Source organism: Streptomyces sp. NBC_00414 (genome assembly GCF_036038375.1).
In the GTDB taxonomy this organism is placed as follows: domain Bacteria; phylum Actinomycetota; class Actinomycetes; order Streptomycetales; family Streptomycetaceae; genus Streptomyces.
Window position 1 is genome coordinate 3,801,406 of the sequence record NZ_CP107935.1, and the last position, 18,639, is coordinate 3,820,044.

Here is an 18,639-nt window from a genome sequence, read left to right on the forward strand (position 1 = left end):
GGAACCACCATGTCCAAGTACGACCTTGAAGCACGTGAAGCACGCGAGATGATGGCACTTGAGCAGGAGAAGCGCGAAGAGCGTGAAGAAATGGAAGCGCAGTTGGCGTATCTCGATAGGAAGGACGCCTATCGTCGCGCAATGTGCCCGTGCGACGAATGCGGTGCGAAGCGCCAAGCGCACACCCCTATGCCAACGCCTTAATTAGCTCCACACGCGGGCAACCGCACTTGCGGAAAGCGGCGAAGGATCATTGCCGTACCATATGTATTACAGGTTGAGAACCGGTCATGCAGACCGGGATTTTCTTTCGCCGCTTTCCGTTTACAACACAAACAAACCTAAGGAGATTCACCATGATGGTGCCCAAAGCATTCCGTATCGAGGATTACAAGGCCCGTGCCGTACACGACTACGCCACCAGGGCTCGCAAGTCCGATGGAGAGTTACTGCGGGACATCGTTTCCCGATACCTGGAAGACCAGGGATATGACCCGTACGACTACATCGAGCCCACCACAGGCTCAACCCGCAGCAGCAATCACTAACCCCCACCCAACCTATGACCCGCTGTCGGGTCGAAAAGGAGTGTCGCTATGACTCACCCATTATTAACCTCAGCTCTTGACTATCTGGCCAGGGGACGAAAAATCCTGCTCATGTCCTCGGACAAGATCCCCTTAGGACTGTGCACCGATTGCGCTCCCTACAAGAGCCACGCTGCACACCGTGAAGTGTGTGCTTGCATTAAAGATCCTTACGGCGTATGCCACTCCTTCTACAGCGCCACCGATGATCCCGCAGTCCTAACCGATTGGTTGACTGGTGATTACGCAGACGCTCCTTGTATCGCTCAGGCCACGGGGACCCCCAGCGACATTTTCGTCATGGAGATTGACCTCAAGAACGGCGGATTGGAGAGCCTAGAGAAGCTGATTGACGAACACGGACCGATCCCCGAAACCGAGATGCACCTGTCCCAGTCGGGCGGCACTCACTACACGTTCCCCATGCCTGAGGGTATGGACGTACGCAACCACACGGGCGAGCACGCACCGTGGCCCGGAATCGATATTAAGGGAACGGGCGGATATGCCCTTCTGCCGCCCTCTCGTGGCGAGAAGGGGCAATACCGCGTCCTGAGTTCTGCGAAGCCGGCACAGGCCCCTCAGTGGCTTCTCGACCGCATCGCGGAGCTACAGCAGCCCCGTAAGCCGAAGGGTCCCGTTAGGGTCTACGACCTTGCCGAGGCTGAGGAGATGTCCGAGGACGTGCGACGCTTCGTCGAAGCGCGTCTGAATCGCATCATCACCGCCGAGGATGGAACACAAAACAACACCCTGTTATGGGTGGGACATCAGCTCTTCTCACTCGTCTTTGCCGAGTTGGCCGATGAAGACTTCATCCGAGAAGCGCTCGCAGATGCCGCGTACAAAGGGGGTCACCCCGACCACCGCGCGGTAGCCACCATCGAGAGTGCGTTCAACCGCGCTGAGCAAAACCCCGATAGTGTGGAAGATTTGTTGGGCACGTCGGGCAACGTCTACAAAGGGTGCTTCACCCGTCGCTACTCGCTTGATCTCCCTGGGAACTACAGCCGATTACTGGCCAAGCACGGAGACAATTTCGGGTACATGACCGACCGCGGAGTGTTCGCCGCGTACTCGGAGCGCACGGGGTTCTGGAAGCTAGGACGCCCGTCCGAAAGCGCTAAGGACAAGTCTCCCGTTCAGCACTTGGTCACGGATGTGTTCTTCAATCTGAGGGAGACCGAGGGCGACCAGTGGCCAGACGAACCGATGGTTCCAGGCAAAGACACCACGTGGAAGGACGTGTTCGAGGGCTTCTGTAAGAGGGCCAATGCCAATACAGCCGCTCAGGACTCCGTCTTGAAGGTGTTGAACTACGAGACACCGAGCAACGCCAACGAATACATCAGCTCGCTCTCGTCCAAGGAGTTCGACGCTCAGGGTGACGTTCTTCCGTTCCGCAATGGCGTGTTGGAGCTGGAGAGCGGAAAATTCCGCAGGACCCGCAAGGAAGACAAGGTGACCACCTACCTTCCGTGGGATTACGCGGGCTCTACTGATTGCACTAACTTCCTAGAATTTTTGAAGCGCGCTCAGCCCGACCCCGCTGTCAGGGATTACCTACAGCGCCGTGCGGGGTATGCCCTGTCTGCCTCCACCTCGGAGAAGAAGTTCTGGATTGACCAGGGTATCGCGGACGCGGGTAAGTCCACGTACGACCTGATCTTGAGTGAGATCCTGGGACCGTTTGCGTACTCCGCTGACAAGAATCTCTTCTATGCCAGTGGCGAGGAGAACCCCGAAAAGAAGGGGAACCTTTTCCACAAGCGCATGGTGCTGCTCGATGAGTGGGATTCACGACAGAAGATCAACTCTTCCTTGATCAAGAGTATCGCTGCGGGCGGACCGGACAACGGACGATTCCTCTACGGGGACCCGTTCGGCTTCAACCACACGGGAAAAGTCTTCATCACCACGAATGCCAACGTGAAGATGGACCTGGACTCAGGACTCATCACTCGCCTTGTGGTGGTCCCGTGGAACGTTCCGATTACTCCGACTCAGAAGACACAGCAGCAGTCCTTAACTGGTGGCGTTGATTTCTTCCGTTGGGTCGTGGCGCGTGAGCGCATGGGCATCATCAATTGGATGGCTGAGGGTTACCGCATGTGGCGTGAACGTCCTCTGTCGGTCGACGTGCCGGAGAGTATTCAGGAGACCACTCGTGCGTATCTCGACAACAACCCTGTGAACGCGTATTTCTTCGACAAATGGGTTCGCACCAGTGACCCCAAGGACAAAGTGAAGTGCTCCGACTTCCACAGGATGTTCGTGGAGTCCTACGACGGGGATGACCGACTTGAGTGGACCGTCAAGAAGGTTACTCAAACCATCATCGGATTACAAGTTGAATATAAGAAGTCCATCAATTTCGGAGTCAATCCGGAGACCGGTAAGAAGGAAGTCACCTCAGGCTTCACCGGAATTAAACCAAAGGAGAAGTGACATGGCTAGGAAGCACGTTTGGTACACGAACAAGAACAGCAAACCAGAAGTGGTGAGGGCTTGGGCTGATGAGTTCAGCTTGTCTGTATCTCACGAATGGCCGCTTTGTTTCTGTGTCTTGTTCAAGAGCGGTGAAACTTCCGTAGTACACAAGTTGGTATGCATGGACTACGAAGATGTTTTCTCCCATGGGCACGTGATCCGACGTTATGAAAGGTCGCCGGAGGGTCTGCTTTTCCACCCGTACCGAAGCGACAGGGGACAGCATGCCGAAGAACGTCTGAAAATCCACCTGAACAGGCTGGAAACTGCTCTGGAACGACTGGGCTACAGCCTTTTGTTCAGCACGGAAAACGACCCTTACAACCCCGGCATGTGCGCGACTTATTTCATCTATCCCAAAGATTGGCCAACGTTCCTGAACGTGTGCCTCCCTCAGGAAGTACCTATGCGGGAGGGATTGAGGGCATGACCCATGGAAGACAACTTAGGCGACTTACCCTCAGGTGAAGCAGAGGCCCGTGAAGCCGAGGTTCATTTCAACAGGATCACGGCAACAGCAGCCCGTGCCACTGCCATTGTCGGTAGCGATTGGAGGGACGATGCGTCTTGCGCGTCGCACCCTGATCCCGAACTGTGGTTTCCGTCGACCGGGCATCCGCTCAACAAGCGTGTGCGTGAGGCAAAGGCGATTTGCCGCGCGTGCCCGGTCAAGCTCACGTGTCTACGGGCGGCATGCCTCATGCGTCCGCTCGGGATTTGGGGAGCGACCACCCACGGCCAACGCAAGGACCACAAGCACGATTTCGACGCTCTGTCCAAACTGACCAACATTTAGCCCAAGGGTGAGTAGCCCCCACCCTGCACGCCATACGTCACGCTGCGGGATCAGCAGCACCAGTAACCACCGGGATGAGGTGAAGCCACTGAACTAATTTCTTCCGAAAGGATGCATCACCCTGAGTATCAAAGATCTCACCACCATCGCGTTCATGGGCAACGAAATGGTCATTGTCTGCACGATCTGCAACCCGACTGCCCGCGTCTGTGGCGGAGCGATGTACACCGCCAACAGTTGGGGCAACAAGGCCATTGCCGAGCACTTCAGGATTCACGCCGACTACTCGGACGGCACCAAGGATGACACCATGGCAGTCAGCTCCATCTAGGACATGAGAAAGCCCCCACCCGAAACGGTGGGGGCTTCTTTGTGCCTGCGCCGCTCTGAGCCGGCCTCAGACGCTCGGGGTGGCGTCTGCCTTCACGGAGGCCACGAACGCGCCCCAGGGAGCCGCAGAGAAAATCAGGGCCGGACCCTCGGGCCTCTTACTGTCACGGACGGGAACTATGCCCGGGACGTTGGCGCACTCGACACAGTTGTTGTCTCCGTTTGAGTAGCTGGACCTGAACCAGTCGTACTCAGTTGTGGTGGAGTCGCTGATAGCTGACATCGTCAGTCCATTTCCTTGATGTGCTCTTTGATGAGAGAGAGTGACTGTTCCACGGGGAGCGCTTCCGAGTTGAGCCGACGGAACAACGCCGTGTAGAACTCGACCTGACTCGGGTCCTCGTAATAGACGATGCTCATGAGATCGTCCCGATAGACAATGTCGGTCTCAACCGGCTCCGGGAACGCGAGAATTCCGAACGGTCCGTAAAGTGCGACATTGATAGACGCGCTGGACGGGAGTACTTGGATTTGGATATTCGTCTCTCGCGCCATGGCGAGAAGCGATTCAAGCTGTTCCCGCATGATGCCGTTACCCAGGTCCGGCTTTAGGGCCGCTTCCGCGATAACAGCCCACATACGCAACGGAGTTGAGCGGGCAAAGGTTTGTCGCCTCTGTCCTCTCACCTTGACCTGGGCGGCAACGTCCGCATCTGATTTATCCGGGCTCTGCATCCGCACGACCGCTTCCGTGTACGCGGGAGTTTGCAGAAGCCCCGGAAGAATGGACGTCTCGACCAGATACAGATCCGACGAGTCCCACTCAAGAGCAATTAGGTCGCTATAGGCCGAGTTCAGCGAACCCTCGTACTGGCTCCACCAACCGCGCTCCCGCCCGTTGCGGGCGAGATCTTGGAACCGTGCGCGCCGGGTTTGATCATCGATCCCGTAGAACTCGAAAAGTGCTTTGAGGTCAAGGGATCGGACGCCACTCTGTGCAGATTCGATCCGGCTGACCTTTGATTCCGCGCAGTCCAGCACTCCGGCCGTTTGAGCAAGGGTCTTCCCTGCTGCCTCTCTGGCCTCTTTCAGCATCCGACCGAGCCGCCGTTGCCGCACGGTCGGATTGCGGTTGACTGGCACGTTTGTGCCCCTTCTGGTCGTCGTCAGGTCTCAGTCTCGCTTCTGGCTTACCCCACAGCAAACACAATGCGTGACTCTCAAAGTGGGGACTTGCACCGTGGGGTGACTTTCCCCCACTGTAGGGATTGTTCCGGAACGCAGGGAGCAACTTGACAGGTCGTCAAGTGCTCTGAGTGGCACGGCTGGTTGGAGAGGTGATCATGAGCGGATTCCGCACAGATCGGATGCGCTACCCGAACCGAAGCGCCTACGTGAAGACGGCACGCGACCGCGTCCGAACCGTCGCCACCGATTGGGGGTTGGCTGAGTCGGTGGTCGACGATCTCGCCCTGGTCGTCTCGGAGCTGGTGACCAACGCCGTGCTGCATGTCGGCCCTGTCGGTAGCCGAGAGATCGGCGTAACGCTCTTCCTGAACCCGGAGTACGTCCGTGTGGAAGTCCGGGACTCGGGGACCGGACTCCCGGTCGTGAAACCCCTGTCAGCAGGGGAACCAGACGGACGCGGTCTGATCCTGGTGCGGCATCTTGCAGACCGCTGGGACGCGCTCCCTCAGGTAGTCGGGAAGATCGTGTTCGCCGAGATCGACCTGAAGTCCTCAACTCCCCTTGCAGGATGCGGAGTTGGCCATGTTTAGGCTCCGGAAGAGTCGACCCCCGCCTGAGCCGGCGAGGGGCACGGCGTACGAAGGTTCGCCGCAAGGTTGGTGGTCCGAGTACGGCGGTCTCCTGGACGTTACATCCGGGGTTGTGGTGCTGCCCCCAGGGACGCCGTTACCGCCGTGCCCCTTCCCCTGCGATCAATGCCGGATCAAGGGGCTTGGCTATGGCCCTTCGGACGACTGATCCCGACACCCTGTCCGCCGAGTGCGCCGTAGCCCAGAGACCCGGTTACCGGGACCTCCACAAGGAGTGTCGGCAGACGGAAGACGTGCCCTTGATCCACGGGGGCGGAATCCTGCTCGTTCGCCGGTGTCGGTGTCTCTGCCACCGGTACAACCGCTAGGGAGACAGCACATGAGCCGTCCGCCTGAGGGCTCTGATCGACAGGCGAGAGCCGCTTACTGCCGTTGGGAAGGCAAGAGTTTCCCGTTCATCGCTTCGGTGTTCGGCTACCCCTCGCCCGAAGCAGCAGAAGCGGACTACGTGGCCTACATGGAGTTCCGCAGGGTCACGCGAGAAGCAACACAGGCGCCGGACTTTCCGGCCGTCTGACCCCCGTTACGGGTCCGTATGGCGACCACACCGCGTCAGGGTCGTGAACCACCACAGACGAGAGGGGCAGCCTCCCACCCCCGAGGGGCTGTCCCTCTCTTGCACCCCACAGACGGGGCCCTCCTAGAGTCGGCGCTAGGAGGGCCCTCTGTTGTCCTCAGACAGCCTCAGAGCAGACCAGAGCCCCAACCCTCAGGCAATCCAGGGTTGGGGCTCTCAGGACGTCTGACAGTCGTTACGCAGCCTGCCTCAGGTGCTCCCTCAGCAAGGGCTCAGGGACGTACGTCGACAGCGCGCTTGCCGCATCTTCGCCCTTGATCTCGTCGCGCATCTCCCACCCGACGCGGTACCAAAGACCGGTCGGCCCACGGCGAATCTTGGTGCGCCACCCCAACATGCGCGCCCGACGTGTCTGGGGATCACCCTCCGTCTGAGCCCACCAGTCCGCGAACGTCGTACCGGTGTCCCGCCACCCCCAAGTAGCTTTCTGCTTCGGCCCGTTGGCCAACTTCTCGTGTTCCTGAGCCGTCTCCGCAGCCATGGCGGCGAACTCGGATGCTGACAGGTGGCCTGTCTTGAACTCTGTACTGAGCTGGTTGAGGCGCCCTTCCAGCACGGCCAGTTCGACGGCCGATTTGTCATCGGAGAGCTTGATCTTTTCTTGGATGGTGTACGTCCCCACCTGCCGCAGGAAGATGTACGCGACTTCCTTGTAGATCTGCTCTGCCGGGTACGACTGTCCGGCGCATGCAGGGATGCCCTTGGACTTGTTCCCCTGGCAGCGGAAGCGAGCGCGCTTGTTCCCGCTCGCCTTCACGAAATACAGCGGTTGCTCGCAACCAGCACAGAAGATCACGCCGAGAAGCGGGCTCGTGTTGGTCGCGCCCTTCACGTACTTGACGGTCGCGACGATCTCTTGCAGTGCTTCGAACTCCTCCGGGGTGAGCACCGGCACGGACCGCAGGATCGGTGTCCCGTCGGCGTTGCGCTCCACGCTTCCGTCTCGCCTGACGTACTCCCCGAGAAGGTTCCGGTTCGTGAGCACGGCCTGTACGGACGTGGCTGTCCACTTGGACCCACGGGGCTTGGCTTTTTCCTTGCTCAGCCGCGTGTTTGTGCTGCCTGCCGCACCCGCGCGCATGCGCGCGATGTCCTGCGACGTCGGGACCTTGTTGTCGTTCAGCCACTCAGCCACCGCAGAGAACGACCGGATCTCCTGGAACTTCTCGATCATCTTGAGCAGCCATGGACCGTACTTGGGGTCAAGTTCGAGCGTGTAACCCTCCCCGTCCTCAGCAGCTACGGCGACGCGTCCGAACGGCACCAGACCACCAGGCCAACGGCCCTTGATCCGCATCGCAAGCCGAGAGTTCGAGATGCGCTCCTTGATCATCTCTAGCTCGGCTTCGGCCAGCACGGCGAGGATCTTCGCGATGGTGCGACCCCACGGCTTGGAGAGGTCAAAGCCCTCTTCCACCGACACGAGGGACTTCCCGTGTTCGTCGCACCAGTCCAGGAGATTGGAGAGGTCCCGAACGGACCGCACGATGCGGTCCAGCTTGAACACGTAGATCACATCAAAGTCATCGACGTGTTCCTTGAGCCACTTCCCGAGGTGCGGACGGTCCCATGGGCTGAAACTTGCCGAGACGTCCAGGTCAACAGCCCAGTCAACCAACTCGATCTCGTCCGCAACGCAACGGTTGTGGATCTTGCGACGTTGCGTGTCTTCACCAGTCTGATTGACGTTGCCGACCGACAGTCGGATGACACCTAGCGCTCGTTTCGTCACGGGAAGCCCCTCTCAGGTGGGGCACCCCGAGGTCTCCTCTACCTCCGTCGCGTGACCAACCGACCAGGCAACGTCTCAAAACGGGACGATATTCCCGCGTCATATGAAACGTCCCTGGTCAGAGCCCTACAGCGTCGGAGGAAAGTCCCCGGACCGTGCCCACCGTCCTCTTCCCGGACGGTTCGACGCTGACGAACCCTTCGCTGGCGCAGGTCAAGCAGAAGATCGGCGCCTAGGACCTGTTCGGCAGGTGCCTCAGACGGCCGCTCCGCGCGTCGGCAGGGGCTTGCCGTACCAGAGCTCGATCAGACGGGCCGCAATCGAGATGCCGTACGGAGGCAGGACCTCCCCGGACTCGAAGGCGGCCCGCAGGTCTTCGCGGGAGAACCAGCGTGCTTCCTCGATCTCCTCGCCGTCGACGTTGATCTCCGCCGAGGTCGCCCGGGCCATGAAGCCCAGCATGAGGCTGGAGGGGAACGGCCAGGGCTGGCTGGCGATGTACTCGACCTCGCCGACGGTGATGCCGGCCTCTTCGAAGACCTCGCGGCGCACCGACTGCTCGATGGACTCCCCGGGCTCGACGAAGCCGGCGAGGGTGGAGAAGCGGCCCTCGGGCCAGTGCACCTGACGGCCGAGCAGGATGCGGTCCTCGTTGTCCGTCACGGCCATGATCACGGCGGGGTCGGTACGGGGGTAGTGCTCGGCGCCGCAGGCGGGGCAGCGGCGGATGTGGCCGGCCGCGGCGATCACGGTGCGTTCACCGCAGCGGGAGCAGAAGCGGTGCAGCCGCTGCCAGTTCTCCAGGGCGACCGCGTGCACCATGAGGCCCGCGTCACGGGGTGACAGGAGCAGGCCCGCCTCGCGCAGACCCGCCGCGCGCGCGGACTGGTCCATGCGGCCGGGCAGGGTGTCCTTCTGGAGCGCGAAATAGCTCACGCCGTCGTCGTCGGTGCCCAGGAAGTAACGGTGTGCCTCGGTGAGGGGCGCTTCGAAGGACGGGGTCATGACGAGTTCGGTGGTGCCGTCGGACGTCTCGTCGATGAGGACCTGACCGCCGGAGACCACGAAGGCGCGGGTGGTGGGGTGGCTCCACGCCGCGGCGAGCCAGGCCTCGTCGAGCCGGTGGTGGGCGGCCCGGTCGATGCCGCTCGGGGCGGTGAGCGAGATGGGACGGTCGGCGGTGTGGTCGGTCCAGGTGGTCACGGGTGCTTCCAACTCCCCCGGTGAAACGGTTGGTTCGGCGGGCTGTTCAGCCGGATGTCCGGATGTACGGCAGGACGTGTGCGGCGGGGCTTCTTCAGTGTGCATCTCGCCAGTTCCGGGCCAGATCGCCCCACAGGTGGGCGGAGGTCTCGACGCCTTTGAGGAGGAGGTCCAGTTCGACCTTCTCGTTGGGGGCGTGCCAGCCGTCGGACGGGACCGAGATGCCGAGGAACAGCACCGGGGCGGCGAGGACGTCCTGGAGGTCCGCCGCGGGCCCCGATCCCCCTTCGCGGGTGAAGAGGATCTCCTTCTCGAAGGCGCGGCCCATGGCGCGTACGACGGACTGCAGGGCGGGGTGGTCGAGCGGTGTGAGGCACGGGCGCGTGGCGGCGCCGAAGGTGATCTCGTGACGGATCCCGGCGGGCAGTTGCTCGGCGGCCCAGCTGCGGACGGCCTTCTCGATGTGGTCGGGGTCCTGTCCGGCGACGAGCCGGAAGGAGAGTTTGACCATCGCGGAGGACGGGACGATCGTCTTGTTCCCGGGGCCCTGGTAGCCGCCGCCGATGCCGTTGACCTCTGCGGTCGGGCGGGCCCAGACGCGCTCCAGGGTGGTGTGGCCGCTCTCTCCGTGGGTGGCCGTGGACCGGGCGGTGCGCAGCCAGCGCTCCTCGTCGAAGGGCAGCTCGGCGAAGAGTTCCCGCTCGCGGTCGGTTAGCTCGGTGACGCCTTCGTAGAACCCGGGGATCGCCACGCGCGCGTGCTCGTCGTGCAGGGCGGCGACGAGGCGGGCGACGGCGGTGGCCGGATTGGGCACGGCGCCGCCGAAGGAGCCGGAGTGGATGTCCTGGTCGGGCCCGTGCAGCCGGATCTCGCACTCGGCGAGGCCGCGCATGCCGGTGCAGACCGTGGGGGTGTCCTCGGACCACATGCCGGTGTCGGAGACGATCACCGCGTCGGCGGTCAGGCGGCCCTTGCGGGCTTCTACGAGAGCACGGAAGTGCGGGGAACCGGACTCCTCCTCGCCCTCGATCAGCAGCTTGAGGTGGACCGCGGGAGCGGTGCGGCCCGTGGCGGCGAGGTGGGCGCGGACGCCGAGTGTGTGGAAGAACACCTGGCCCTTGTCGTCGGCCGCCCCGCGCGCGTGGAGGCGGTTTCCGCGGACGACGGGCTCGAAGGGGTCGGTGTCCCAGCCGTCCTCGCGGGCGGCGGGCTGCACGTCGTGGTGGCCGTAGACGAGGACCGTGGGTGCCTGCGGATCGTCGGAGGGCCACTCGGCGAAGACTGCGGGTGCGCCGGGAGTCGCCCAGACCTCGCAGGTCGGGAAGCCCGTCTCCTGCAGTTTCGCGGCAAGCCAGTCGGCGCTGCGCCGTACGTCCGCGGCGTGCTCGGGCTGGGCCGAGACGGACGGGATGCGCAGCCATTCGGCGAGGTCGTCGAGAAAGGCTGCGCGGTGCTGCTCGATGTACGCGCGGACGGCGCTGTCCGGAGTCTTGCTCATGGTCACGAGCCTATCCGTCCACGCGTGCGTGCTGGTCCGGCGGTTCGTCGGGAACCCCTTCGGGTGGATCTTCCAGGAGGAGCCGCTCCAGCGCGGCCCGGTCCGGCAGGCTCTCGGGGCGTACGACTTCACCGCTGCGCACGTACAGGAAGGCCGCCCGTACGGATTCCAGGGGGATGCCGTGCTGCTCGGCCCAGGCCAGCCGGTAGACGGCGAGCTGGAGGGGATCGGCGGTGCGGGTGCGGCTGGTCTTCCAGTCGACGATCTCGTACGTGGTGGTCCCTGCCCCGTCTCCGTCCTCGCCGTCGCCGCCCTCTTCCTTGTAGACGGCGTCGATCCGGCCCCGTACGACACGGCCTGCGATGGCGAGCTGGAACGGGGCCTCGATCCGGTGGGGCGTGCGGTGGGCGTAGGGGGTGCGTTCGAAGGCGTTCTTGAGGGCTTCCAGGTCGCGTTCGTCGGCGATCTCGGCCTCGGTGCCGGGCAGCTCCTCCGGCTCCAGCATCGGGAGCCGCAGCTCTTCGAAGCGGGCTTCGACCCAGGCGTGGAAGCGGGTGCCGCGGCGGGCGGCGGGCTGGGGCGGGCGTGGCATGGGGCGCGCCAGTTCGGTTGCGAAACCTTCCGGGTCCGCGGCCAGGCGCAGCAGCTGGGACGCGGTGAGAGAGGCCGGCAGGGGGACGTCCGTGACGCTCTCGCGGGCGCGCAGGAGTTCTCCGGTGAGGGCGTCGAGGTCGCGGTCCCAGGAGGCGATGGTGCGGGCTTCCTCGGGGGTGAGGCGCGTGGTCGCAAAAGGGTGCGGGCGGGCGTCCGGGGCGGGGCTGGGGTGCGGGACCCGTGGGCGGTTCGCGGTCCACGTGTCCCGGTCGTCAGGGTCCTCGTCCGCGAAATCGGCCTCTTCGTAAGGAGGCGCGTCGGTGGAATGTCCGTCCCCGTAGGAAGGCGCGCCGGTGGAGGGGCCGTCTCCGTAGGGGGGCTCGTCGGCGAAGTGGTCGTCCCCGTAGAGAGGCTCGTCGTCGTCCGGCGGGGGCGGCCAGTCCGGGTCGTCGTACGGGCCCGGGTCATCGGGAGCCGAAGGGTGCGCCGTCTCGTGGGAGTGGGCGGACTCCAGGTGGGCCAGCACCGTCTGCGCGGCCTCGCGGCGGCGGGCCATCGCCAGGTCGTCGAGCGGGAGCGGCCAGGCGTGGTCACCGCCTGCCGCCTGAAGTGCGGGGTTCTCCTCGTCCTCCTCCGGTTCGTCCTCCCAGGCCTCGATCTCGCCGTGCCCGGCCGCGCAGTGCTCGTACAGGGCGTGCAGGAAGTCGGAGGGGCCGCGGGGCTTCTTCTGGGAGGGGCCCCACCAGTGGCCGGAGCCGAGCAGCAGGGAGCGGGGGCGGGTGAAGGTGACGTAGCCGAGGCGCAGTTCCTCGGTGTGCTGGTGCTCCTTCATGGCCTCGTGGAAGGCCTTCATGCCGCGGGAGTCCCAGGCGTCGATGTCGGGCAGGGTGTCGGCGTCGCCGCGCAGTTCGTGCGGGAGGACCTTGCCCTGGGCAGTCCATTTCTCGCGGCCCTGGCCACTGGGGAACGTGCCGGTGACGAGCCCGGGGACCACGACGACGTCCCATTCCAGGCCCTTGGACTTGTGCGCGGTGAGCACCTTTACGGTGTTCTCGCCGCCCGGCAGGGCGTTGTCGAGGCCCTTCTCGTACTGGGCGGCGGTGCGCAGGAAGCCGAGGAAGGCGAGGAGGCTCGCCTCGCCCTCGTTCGCGGCGAAGGAGGCGGCGACGTCCAGGAAGTTGGACAGCGTCTCGCGGCGGCGGGCGGCCAGGGCGTGCGGGGACGCGGAGAGCTCCACCTCCAGGCCGGTGGTGGCGAGGACCCGGTGAAGGACGTCCATGAGGGGGTCGGCGAGCGAGCGGCGCAGGTCGCGCAGTTCGGTGGCGAGCCGCGCGAACCGTACGCGCGCGTCGGCCGAGAACGGCAGCCCGTCGTCGTCCCCGTCACCGCCGAGGGGTGTCTCCAGGAACGTTTCCAGCGCGTCCGCGAGGGAGATCACCTCGGCCGGGTCGACGCCTTCGACTGCCGCGGCGAGCCGCAGGTCGGGGTCGTCGTCGGCGTCCACGCGCGTGTGGGACACGAGCCGCCGGGCCCGGCGGCCCAGGAGGGCGAGGTCGCGGGCGCCGATGCGCCAGCGCGGTCCGGTGAGCAGGCGGACCAGGGAGGCGTTGGCCCCGGGGTCCTGGAGGACCTCGCAGACGGCGACCAGGTCGGCGACCTCGGGCAGGTGCAGCAGTCCGGAGAGCCCGACGACCTCCACCGGGACGTCGCGGGCGACGAGCGCGCCCTGGATCTGGGCGAAGTCGGTGGCGGTGCGGCACAGGACGGCGATCTCGCCGGGGGCCTTCCCCGTGCGTACGAGATGGGCGACGGAGTCGGCGAGCCAGTCCATCTCCTCGGCGTGGGTGCGCAGCAGGGCGCAGCGCACCATGCCGTCGCGCTCGGCGCCGGGGGCCGGGCGGAGGGCCTCCACGCCCGCGTGCATGGCGCGCAGGGGTTCCGCGAGGCCGTTGGCGAGGTCGAGGAGGCGGCCTCCGCTGCGGCGGTTCTCGCTGAGCGACTGGCGGGTCGCGAGGCGGCCGTCGGGGTGCGCGAAGTGTTCGGGGAAGTCGTCGAGGTTGGCCACGGAGGCGCCGCGCCAGCCGTAGATGGCCTGGCAGGGGTCTCCGACGGCGGTCACCGGGTGGCCCGTGCCGCCGCCGAACAGGCCCGCCAGGAGGATGCGCTGGGCCACGGACGTGTCCTGGTACTCGTCGAGGAGGACCACCCGGAACTCGTCGCGCAGGATGCCGCCGACCTCGGCGCGGGTGCGCGCGAGGGTCGCCGAGAGGGCGATCTGGTCGCCGAAGTCGAGGAGGTCGCGCTCGCGCTTGGCCTTCCGGTAGCGGCTCACCAGCTCGGTCAGTTCACGCCGGGCGGCTGCCGCCTCCGGGACCTTGCGCAGGTCGGGGTTGGTGAGCTTGACGCCCTCCAGCTCGTGCAGCAGCCGGGCGTCGTACGCGCGCAGTTCCTCGGGGCGTACGAGGTGTTCGGAGAGCTCGGAGTCGAGGGTGAGGAGGTCGCTGACGAGGTCGGGGAAGGACCGGGTGAGCGACGGGTAGGGGCCGGGTGCCTCGCGCAGGACGCGTGCGGCGAGCTGGTAGCGCGTGGCGTCGGCGAGGAGGCGGGCGGTGGGTTCGAGCCCGATGCGCAGCCCGTGATCGGTCAAGAGTCGGCCGGCGAAGGCGTGGTAGGTGGAGATCACCGGCTCGCCCGGCGGGTTGTCCGGGTCGATCACGTCCGGGTCGGTGACTCCGGCCTTGATGAGCGCCTTCCGTACGCGCTCGGCGAGTTCGCCCGCCGCCTTGTTGGTGAACGTCAGGCCCAGGACCTGCTCGGGGGCGACCTGTCCGGTGCCGACCAGCCACACCACGCGCGCGGCCATCACCGTGGTCTTGCCGGAGCCCGCTCCGGCCACGATCACCTGCGGGGCGGGCGGTGCGGTGATGCAGGCCGTCTGCTCCGGGGTGAACGGGATACCGAGGAGCTCCTTGAGCTGCTCGGGATCGGAGATACGGGCTGGCACGTGAGAGAGGCTAGCCGCGCCCACTGACAGTCGGTGCCCATTCGGCGGCCGGGCGGGAGGATGCGCAGGTCAGCACACGTGGTGCCGTATGTCACTTCACATCACTTCGTACGCAGGGGCCGGCGTTTGACCCGCATCGCCGCGCAGGCGGCGGACACCCTTCGGACAGCTGCCCGGGGCCCGCCCGCTCACTCGACGACGTGGCGTCCCTCCGGGCGGGCGCTGCACGAGGCCCGGAACGCGCAGTGCGTGCAGTGCTGGCCGGTCGTCGGCGTGAACCGTTCGTCGAGGACCTTGCCCGCGGCGGTGGCGAGCAGGTCGCCGACCCACTCCCCCTCCAGCGGCTGTTGGGCCTGCACCTTGGGCAGGGTCTCGCCGCCGTCCTTCTTGGGGGCGCCCTGGCGGAGCTGGACGAGTTCGGCGCCGCCGGGCTCGGGGCGTGCACCGTCGAAGGCCTCGTCCACGGCGCCCTCGCCGACCGCGAGCTGGTAGACGGCGAGCTGCGGGTGGTGGGCGACGTCGGCGGCGCTCGGTGCCTGCTTGCCGGTCTTGAAGTCGACCACGTAGGCGCGGCCCTCGGCGTCCCGCTCGACGCGGTCCATGGAGCCGCGGATGCGCACTTCGTAGGAGCCCGCTTCGAGGGTGACGTCGAAGTCGTGCTCGCTGGCCACCGGAGTGCGTTCGGCGCGGTCCATGACGTGCCACTTCAGGAAGCGTTCGAGCGCCACGCGCGCGTGCTCCTTCTCCTGCGCCGACTTCCACGGCGCGTCGAAGGCGAGCGCCTCCCACACGGAGTCGAGGCGCTCCATGAGGACGGCGAGGTCGGCGGGCGTACGACCGGAGGCGACCTCGTCGGCCAGGACGTGCACCACGTTGCCGAAGCCCTGGGCGACGGTCGCGGGGGCGTCGGCCTTCACCTCGCGGCCGAGGAACCACTGCAGGGCGCAGGTGTTGGCGAGCTGGTCGAGGGCGCTGCCGGAGAGCACGACGGGATGGTCGCGGTCGCGCAGCGGCACCTTGCTCTCGGTGGGTTCGTACATGCCCCACCAGCGGTAGGGGTGCGCGGACGGCACCAGGGGGCGGCCGTCCTCGTCGCCGAGCGCGGCGAGCCTGCCCAGGCGGCGGGCCGCCGCCTCCCTGAGGGTGGCCGAGACGCGGGGGTCGACCGTGGTGGCGCGCAGCTCGGCGACGAGTGCGGCGACGGACAGCGGCCGACGGGGGCGGCCCGTTATGTCCTTGGGCTCCGTGCCGAGTTCGGTGAGGAAACGCGAGGGCTGGTCGCCGTCGTCGGCCGGGGCCTTCACGGCGGTGACGACGAGCCGTTCACGCGCGCGCGTGGCGGCCACGTAGAACAGGCGGCGCTCTTCGGACAGGAGCGCTCCGGGGGTGAGCGGCTCCGCGAGACCGTCACGTCCGATGCGGTCGGCCTCCAGGAGGGAGCCCCGGCGGCGCAGGTCGGGCCACAGACCCTCCTGGACGCCCGCGACGACGACCATGCGCCATTCCAGGCCCTTGGAGCGGTGCGCGGTCATCAGACGCACGGCGTCGGGGCGCACGGCCCTTCGGGTGAGGGTGTCGGCCGCGATGTCCTGGGCCTCGACCTCTTCGAGGAAGTTGAGGGCTCCGCGGCCGCCGGTGCGCTCCTCGGCGCGGGCCGCGGTCGCGAACAGCGCGCACACGGCGTCGAGGTCGCGGTCGGCGTTGCGTCCGGCCGCGCCGCCGCGCCGGGCGGCCCGCTCCAGGCGCTGCGGCCAGGGAGTGCCGTCCCACAGCTCCCAGAGCGCGTCCTCGGCCGTGCCGCCCCCCGCCAGGCGCTCTCGTGCCTTGCGCAGGAGGGCGCCCAGGCGCTGGGCCCCGCGCGCGTACGAGGGATCGTGGGCGACCAGCCGCTCCGGCTCGGCCAGCGCCCGCGCGAGCAGCACGTCGGAGGGCGGCGGCACGTGGTTGCCCCCGGCGCGCTCCTCCTCGCGCAGGGCGCGGCCCAGACGGCGCAGATCGGCGGCGTCCATACCGGCCAGTGGGGACGCGAGGAGGGTGAGCGCGGTCTCGACGTCGAGCCACGGCGTCTCCGCGACGGACTGCTCCTCCGAGGGGGCGTCCTCGGAAATCGCCTCCTCCGGAGTGGGCGTTTCCGAGACAGCCTCCTCCGGAGTGGGCCCCTCGGCTCGCTCAGCACCTTCGGAGCCCGGCTCTTCGGATCCGGCCGTTTCGTGGTCGGCCGTCTCAGATTCGGCCGTCTCGGTTCCGGCCGTCTCGGTTCCGGCCGTCCGGGACTCGGCCGCCTCGGACTCGCCGGTCCCGGGTTCGGTCGTCCCGGGCTCACCCGCCGACACCGTCTCCTGTGCCGTCTCCCCCAGCTCCGCCGCGGCCACCGCCTTGAGGGCCGTCAGCAGGGGCGTCACCGCCGGTTCGTGGCGCAGGGGCAGGTCGTCGCCGTCGATGTCGAGGGGGACGCCGGCCGCGGTGAGCGTGCGGCGGATCGTCGGGATGGTGCGGGACCCGGCGCGTACCAGGACGGCCATGTCCTTCCACGGAACGCCGTCCTCCAGGTGGGCGCGGCGCAGGATGTCCGCGATGTTCTCCAGCTCCGTACCGGAGGTCGGGTACGTGTAGACCTCCACGTGGCCGCCGTCCCGTACGGGGGCGAGTTCCCTGTGGGCGCGTACCTTCTCCGCCGGGAGACGGGTCAGGGGCATGCGCTGGGTCAGCAGCCTGGTGGCCTTCAGCAGGCCCTCACCCGACCGGCGGGACGTCCTCAGGACCTCGACCGGCGCCGGGGTGCCGTCCGCGCGCGGGAAGATCTCCGGGAACTCCAGGATGCCGTTCACGTCGGCTCCCCGGAACGCGTAGATCGACTGGTCGGGGTCACCGAAGGCCACCAGGGTGCGGCCGCCTCCCGCGAGCGCGTCCAGGAGCCGCAGCTGGGCCGGGTCGGTGTCCTGGTACTCGTCCACGAAGACCGCGTCGTACCTCTCGGCGAGCCGCTCGGCCACGCCCGGGCGCCGGGCGAGCAGCACCGCGCGGTGCACCAGTTCCGCGTAGTCGAGCACTCCCTGCATGTCGAGCACGTCGAGGTACTCGGCGAGGAAGGCGGAGGCGGCCAGCCAGTCGGGGCGGCCGATGCGCCTGGCGAAGGTCTGGAGGGCGTCGGGGCTCAGGCCCAGCTCACGGCTGCGGGCGAGGACCGCGCGGACCTCGTCGGCGAAGCCGCGTGTCGTCAGACAGGCGCGCAGTTCGTCCGGCCAGCGCACATGGGCGAGGCCGAGCCGCTCCAGGCCGGGCTGGCCGGCGAGCAGTTCCCGTACCGCCACGTCCTGTTCGGGGCCGGAGAGCAGCCGCATCGGTTCCACGAACAGGTCGGTGTCCTGGTGGGCCCGGACCAGGGCGTAGCAGAAGGAGTGGAAGGTCGTCGCCTGGGGCGCGCGGGCCGCTCCTATGCGCAGCGCCATGCGGTCACGCAGTTCCACGGCGGCCTTGCGGCTGAACGTCAGTACGAGGATGCGCTCGGGGTCCGCGCCGCGGGCGATCCGGGCCGCCACGGACTCGACCAGCGTGGTCGTCTTGCCGGTCCCCGGACCTGCGAGAACGAGCAGCGGACCCCCCTCGTGGTCAACCGCCGCGCGCTGGGCTGCGTCCAGCAGAGGGGGAGCCACCCGCACCGGCGGGGTACGCACCAGCCGGTAGGCGCCACGGGCCCCCTGCCGACCCTGGGGGTACGACAGGCGCCTGGTGGAGAAAGAGGAGCTCACGTGGTTCGCCGGTCCTGGTGGGTGTGCTGGGGGTTGTCACTGTCGACGCGGAACGCCGTCGGTGAGGGATCGTGCTCGGGCGACGGGTGGGAGATCGGCGGCGCGAGGTGGGCGGTGGCAGCGGGATGAAGGGGGTGCGTGCCGTCGACGCTACGCCGGTGGATGCCGTGGAAGCAGCGCTTCCCCGGGTTCCCTCCCGGCACCGGCGTCTCCCGCATCACGAACGTACGGCATGCCGCGG

General features: G+C 66.6%; 16 protein-coding genes and 1 pseudogene. 9 read left to right on the forward strand and 8 right to left on the reverse strand.

The window, feature by feature from the left end; genetic code table 11:
* Window positions 1–9: 9 nt before the first annotated feature.
* From OHS59_RS16275 to OHS59_RS16295, 6 genes are all read left to right on the forward strand, one after another.
* A complete protein-coding gene (locus OHS59_RS16275) occupies window positions 10–204 on the forward strand; it encodes a hypothetical protein (protein WP_328494118.1) in 195 nt (64 codons plus the stop codon).
* A gap of 152 nt (window positions 205–356) precedes the next feature.
* Window positions 357–548 carry a hypothetical protein gene (locus OHS59_RS16280; RefSeq protein WP_328494119.1) on the forward strand — a complete coding sequence of 64 codons (192 nt, stop codon included), beginning with the start codon at window positions 357–359 and terminating at the stop codon, window positions 546–548.
* Window positions 549–596: 48 nt separating this feature from the next.
* Window positions 597–3,035, forward strand: coding sequence for a phage/plasmid primase, P4 family (locus OHS59_RS16285; RefSeq protein ID WP_328494120.1), 2,439 nt, complete (start codon window positions 597–599; stop codon window positions 3,033–3,035).
* A gap of 1 nt (window position 3,036) precedes the next feature.
* A complete protein-coding gene (locus OHS59_RS16290; RefSeq protein ID WP_328494121.1) occupies window positions 3,037–3,507 on the forward strand; it encodes a hypothetical protein in 471 nt (156 codons plus the stop codon).
* Window positions 3,508–3,510: 3 nt separating this feature from the next.
* Complete coding sequence (locus tag OHS59_RS44580) at window positions 3,511–3,873, forward strand: WhiB family transcriptional regulator (protein ID WP_443061447.1); 363 nt, start codon at window positions 3,511–3,513, stop codon at window positions 3,871–3,873.
* Window positions 3,874–4,027: 154 nt separating this feature from the next.
* Window positions 4,028–4,204, forward strand: a complete 177-nt coding sequence (locus tag OHS59_RS16295; RefSeq protein WP_328494122.1) for a hypothetical protein — start codon at window positions 4,028–4,030, stop codon at window positions 4,202–4,204.
* A gap of 66 nt (window positions 4,205–4,270) precedes the next feature.
* On the opposite strand, the gene OHS59_RS16300 is transcribed toward OHS59_RS16295, so the two are convergent.
* Together OHS59_RS16300 and OHS59_RS16305 are read right to left on the reverse strand one after the other, a co-directional pair.
* Window positions 4,271–4,486 carry a DUF397 domain-containing protein gene (locus OHS59_RS16300; RefSeq protein WP_328494123.1) on the reverse strand — a complete coding sequence of 72 codons (216 nt, stop codon included), beginning with the start codon at window positions 4,484–4,486 and terminating at the stop codon, window positions 4,271–4,273.
* Between the two features lie 2 nt (window positions 4,487–4,488).
* Entirely contained in the window at window positions 4,489–5,346 is an 858-nt protein-coding gene (locus tag OHS59_RS16305; protein WP_328494124.1) for a helix-turn-helix domain-containing protein, read from the reverse strand.
* Between the two features lie 200 nt (window positions 5,347–5,546).
* On the opposite strand from OHS59_RS16305, the gene OHS59_RS16310 reads away from it, so the two are divergent.
* Both OHS59_RS16310 and OHS59_RS16315 read left to right on the forward strand, forming a co-directional pair.
* Window positions 5,547–5,981, forward strand: coding sequence for an ATP-binding protein (locus tag OHS59_RS16310; protein ID WP_328494125.1), 435 nt, complete (start codon window positions 5,547–5,549; stop codon window positions 5,979–5,981).
* 379 nt (window positions 5,982–6,360) lie between these two features.
* Window positions 6,361–6,558: a hypothetical protein gene (locus OHS59_RS16315; protein WP_328494126.1), complete on the forward strand. Its 198-nt coding sequence runs from the start codon at window positions 6,361–6,363 to the stop codon at window positions 6,556–6,558.
* 235 nt (window positions 6,559–6,793) lie between these two features.
* Here OHS59_RS16315 and OHS59_RS16320 read toward each other — a convergent pair whose 3' ends face one another.
* The gene (locus tag OHS59_RS16320) at window positions 6,794–8,350 is read right to left on the reverse strand and encodes a recombinase family protein (RefSeq protein WP_328494127.1); all 1,557 of its coding nucleotides are present in this window, start codon (window positions 8,348–8,350) and stop codon (window positions 6,794–6,796) included.
* A gap of 149 nt (window positions 8,351–8,499) precedes the next feature.
* Between OHS59_RS16320 and OHS59_RS16325 the strand changes: the two are divergent.
* A pseudogene (locus OHS59_RS16325) lies at window positions 8,500–8,586 on the forward strand (NrdH-redoxin); the annotation flags it as partial.
* A gap of 19 nt (window positions 8,587–8,605) precedes the next feature.
* On the opposite strand, the gene nudC reads toward OHS59_RS16325, so the two are convergent.
* From nudC to OHS59_RS16350, 5 genes are all read right to left on the reverse strand, one after another.
* Window positions 8,606–9,553, reverse strand: a complete 948-nt coding sequence (gene nudC, locus OHS59_RS16330; protein ID WP_328494128.1) for an NAD(+) diphosphatase — start codon at window positions 9,551–9,553, stop codon at window positions 8,606–8,608.
* A gap of 94 nt (window positions 9,554–9,647) precedes the next feature.
* Window positions 9,648–11,051, reverse strand: a complete 1,404-nt coding sequence (locus tag OHS59_RS16335; protein ID WP_328494129.1) for a dipeptidase — start codon at window positions 11,049–11,051, stop codon at window positions 9,648–9,650.
* Between the two features lie 10 nt (window positions 11,052–11,061).
* Window positions 11,062–14,649, reverse strand: a complete 3,588-nt coding sequence (locus OHS59_RS16340) for an ATP-dependent DNA helicase (RefSeq protein WP_328494130.1) — start codon at window positions 14,647–14,649, stop codon at window positions 11,062–11,064.
* 188 nt (window positions 14,650–14,837) lie between these two features.
* Complete coding sequence (locus OHS59_RS16345) at window positions 14,838–18,398, reverse strand: UvrD-helicase domain-containing protein (RefSeq protein WP_328494131.1); 3,561 nt, start codon at window positions 18,396–18,398, stop codon at window positions 14,838–14,840.
* On the reverse strand, window positions 18,395–18,601 hold the full coding sequence (locus OHS59_RS16350) for a hypothetical protein (RefSeq protein WP_328494132.1): 207 nt from the start codon (window positions 18,599–18,601) through the stop codon (window positions 18,395–18,397). The genes OHS59_RS16345 and OHS59_RS16350 overlap by 4 nt, the downstream gene beginning before the upstream one ends.
* Window positions 18,602–18,639 lie beyond the last annotated feature (38 nt).

What these genes read in the sequence shown, in the direction of transcription:
- OHS59_RS16335 (WP_328494129.1), bottom strand. Translation starts at nt 11,051, where the DNA reads ATGAGCAAGACTCCGGACAGCGCCGTCCGCGCGTACATCGAGCAGCAC.
- OHS59_RS16300 (WP_328494123.1), bottom strand. Translation starts at nt 4,486, where the DNA reads ATGTCAGCTATCAGCGACTCCACCACAACTGAGTACGACTGGTTCAGG.
- OHS59_RS16285 (WP_328494120.1), top strand. Translation starts at nt 597, where the DNA reads ATGACTCACCCATTATTAACCTCAGCTCTTGACTATCTGGCCAGGGGA.
- OHS59_RS16310 (WP_328494125.1), top strand. Translation starts at nt 5,547, where the DNA reads ATGAGCGGATTCCGCACAGATCGGATGCGCTACCCGAACCGAAGCGCC.
- OHS59_RS16280 (WP_328494119.1), top strand. Translation starts at nt 357, where the DNA reads ATGATGGTGCCCAAAGCATTCCGTATCGAGGATTACAAGGCCCGTGCC.
- OHS59_RS16315 (WP_328494126.1), top strand. Translation starts at nt 6,361, where the DNA reads ATGAGCCGTCCGCCTGAGGGCTCTGATCGACAGGCGAGAGCCGCTTAC.
- OHS59_RS16275 (WP_328494118.1), top strand. Translation starts at nt 10, where the DNA reads ATGTCCAAGTACGACCTTGAAGCACGTGAAGCACGCGAGATGATGGCA.
- OHS59_RS16295 (WP_328494122.1), top strand. Translation starts at nt 4,028, where the DNA reads ATGGGCAACGAAATGGTCATTGTCTGCACGATCTGCAACCCGACTGCC.
- OHS59_RS44580 (WP_443061447.1), top strand. Translation starts at nt 3,511, where the DNA reads ATGGAAGACAACTTAGGCGACTTACCCTCAGGTGAAGCAGAGGCCCGT.
- OHS59_RS16290 (WP_328494121.1), top strand. Translation starts at nt 3,037, where the DNA reads ATGGCTAGGAAGCACGTTTGGTACACGAACAAGAACAGCAAACCAGAA.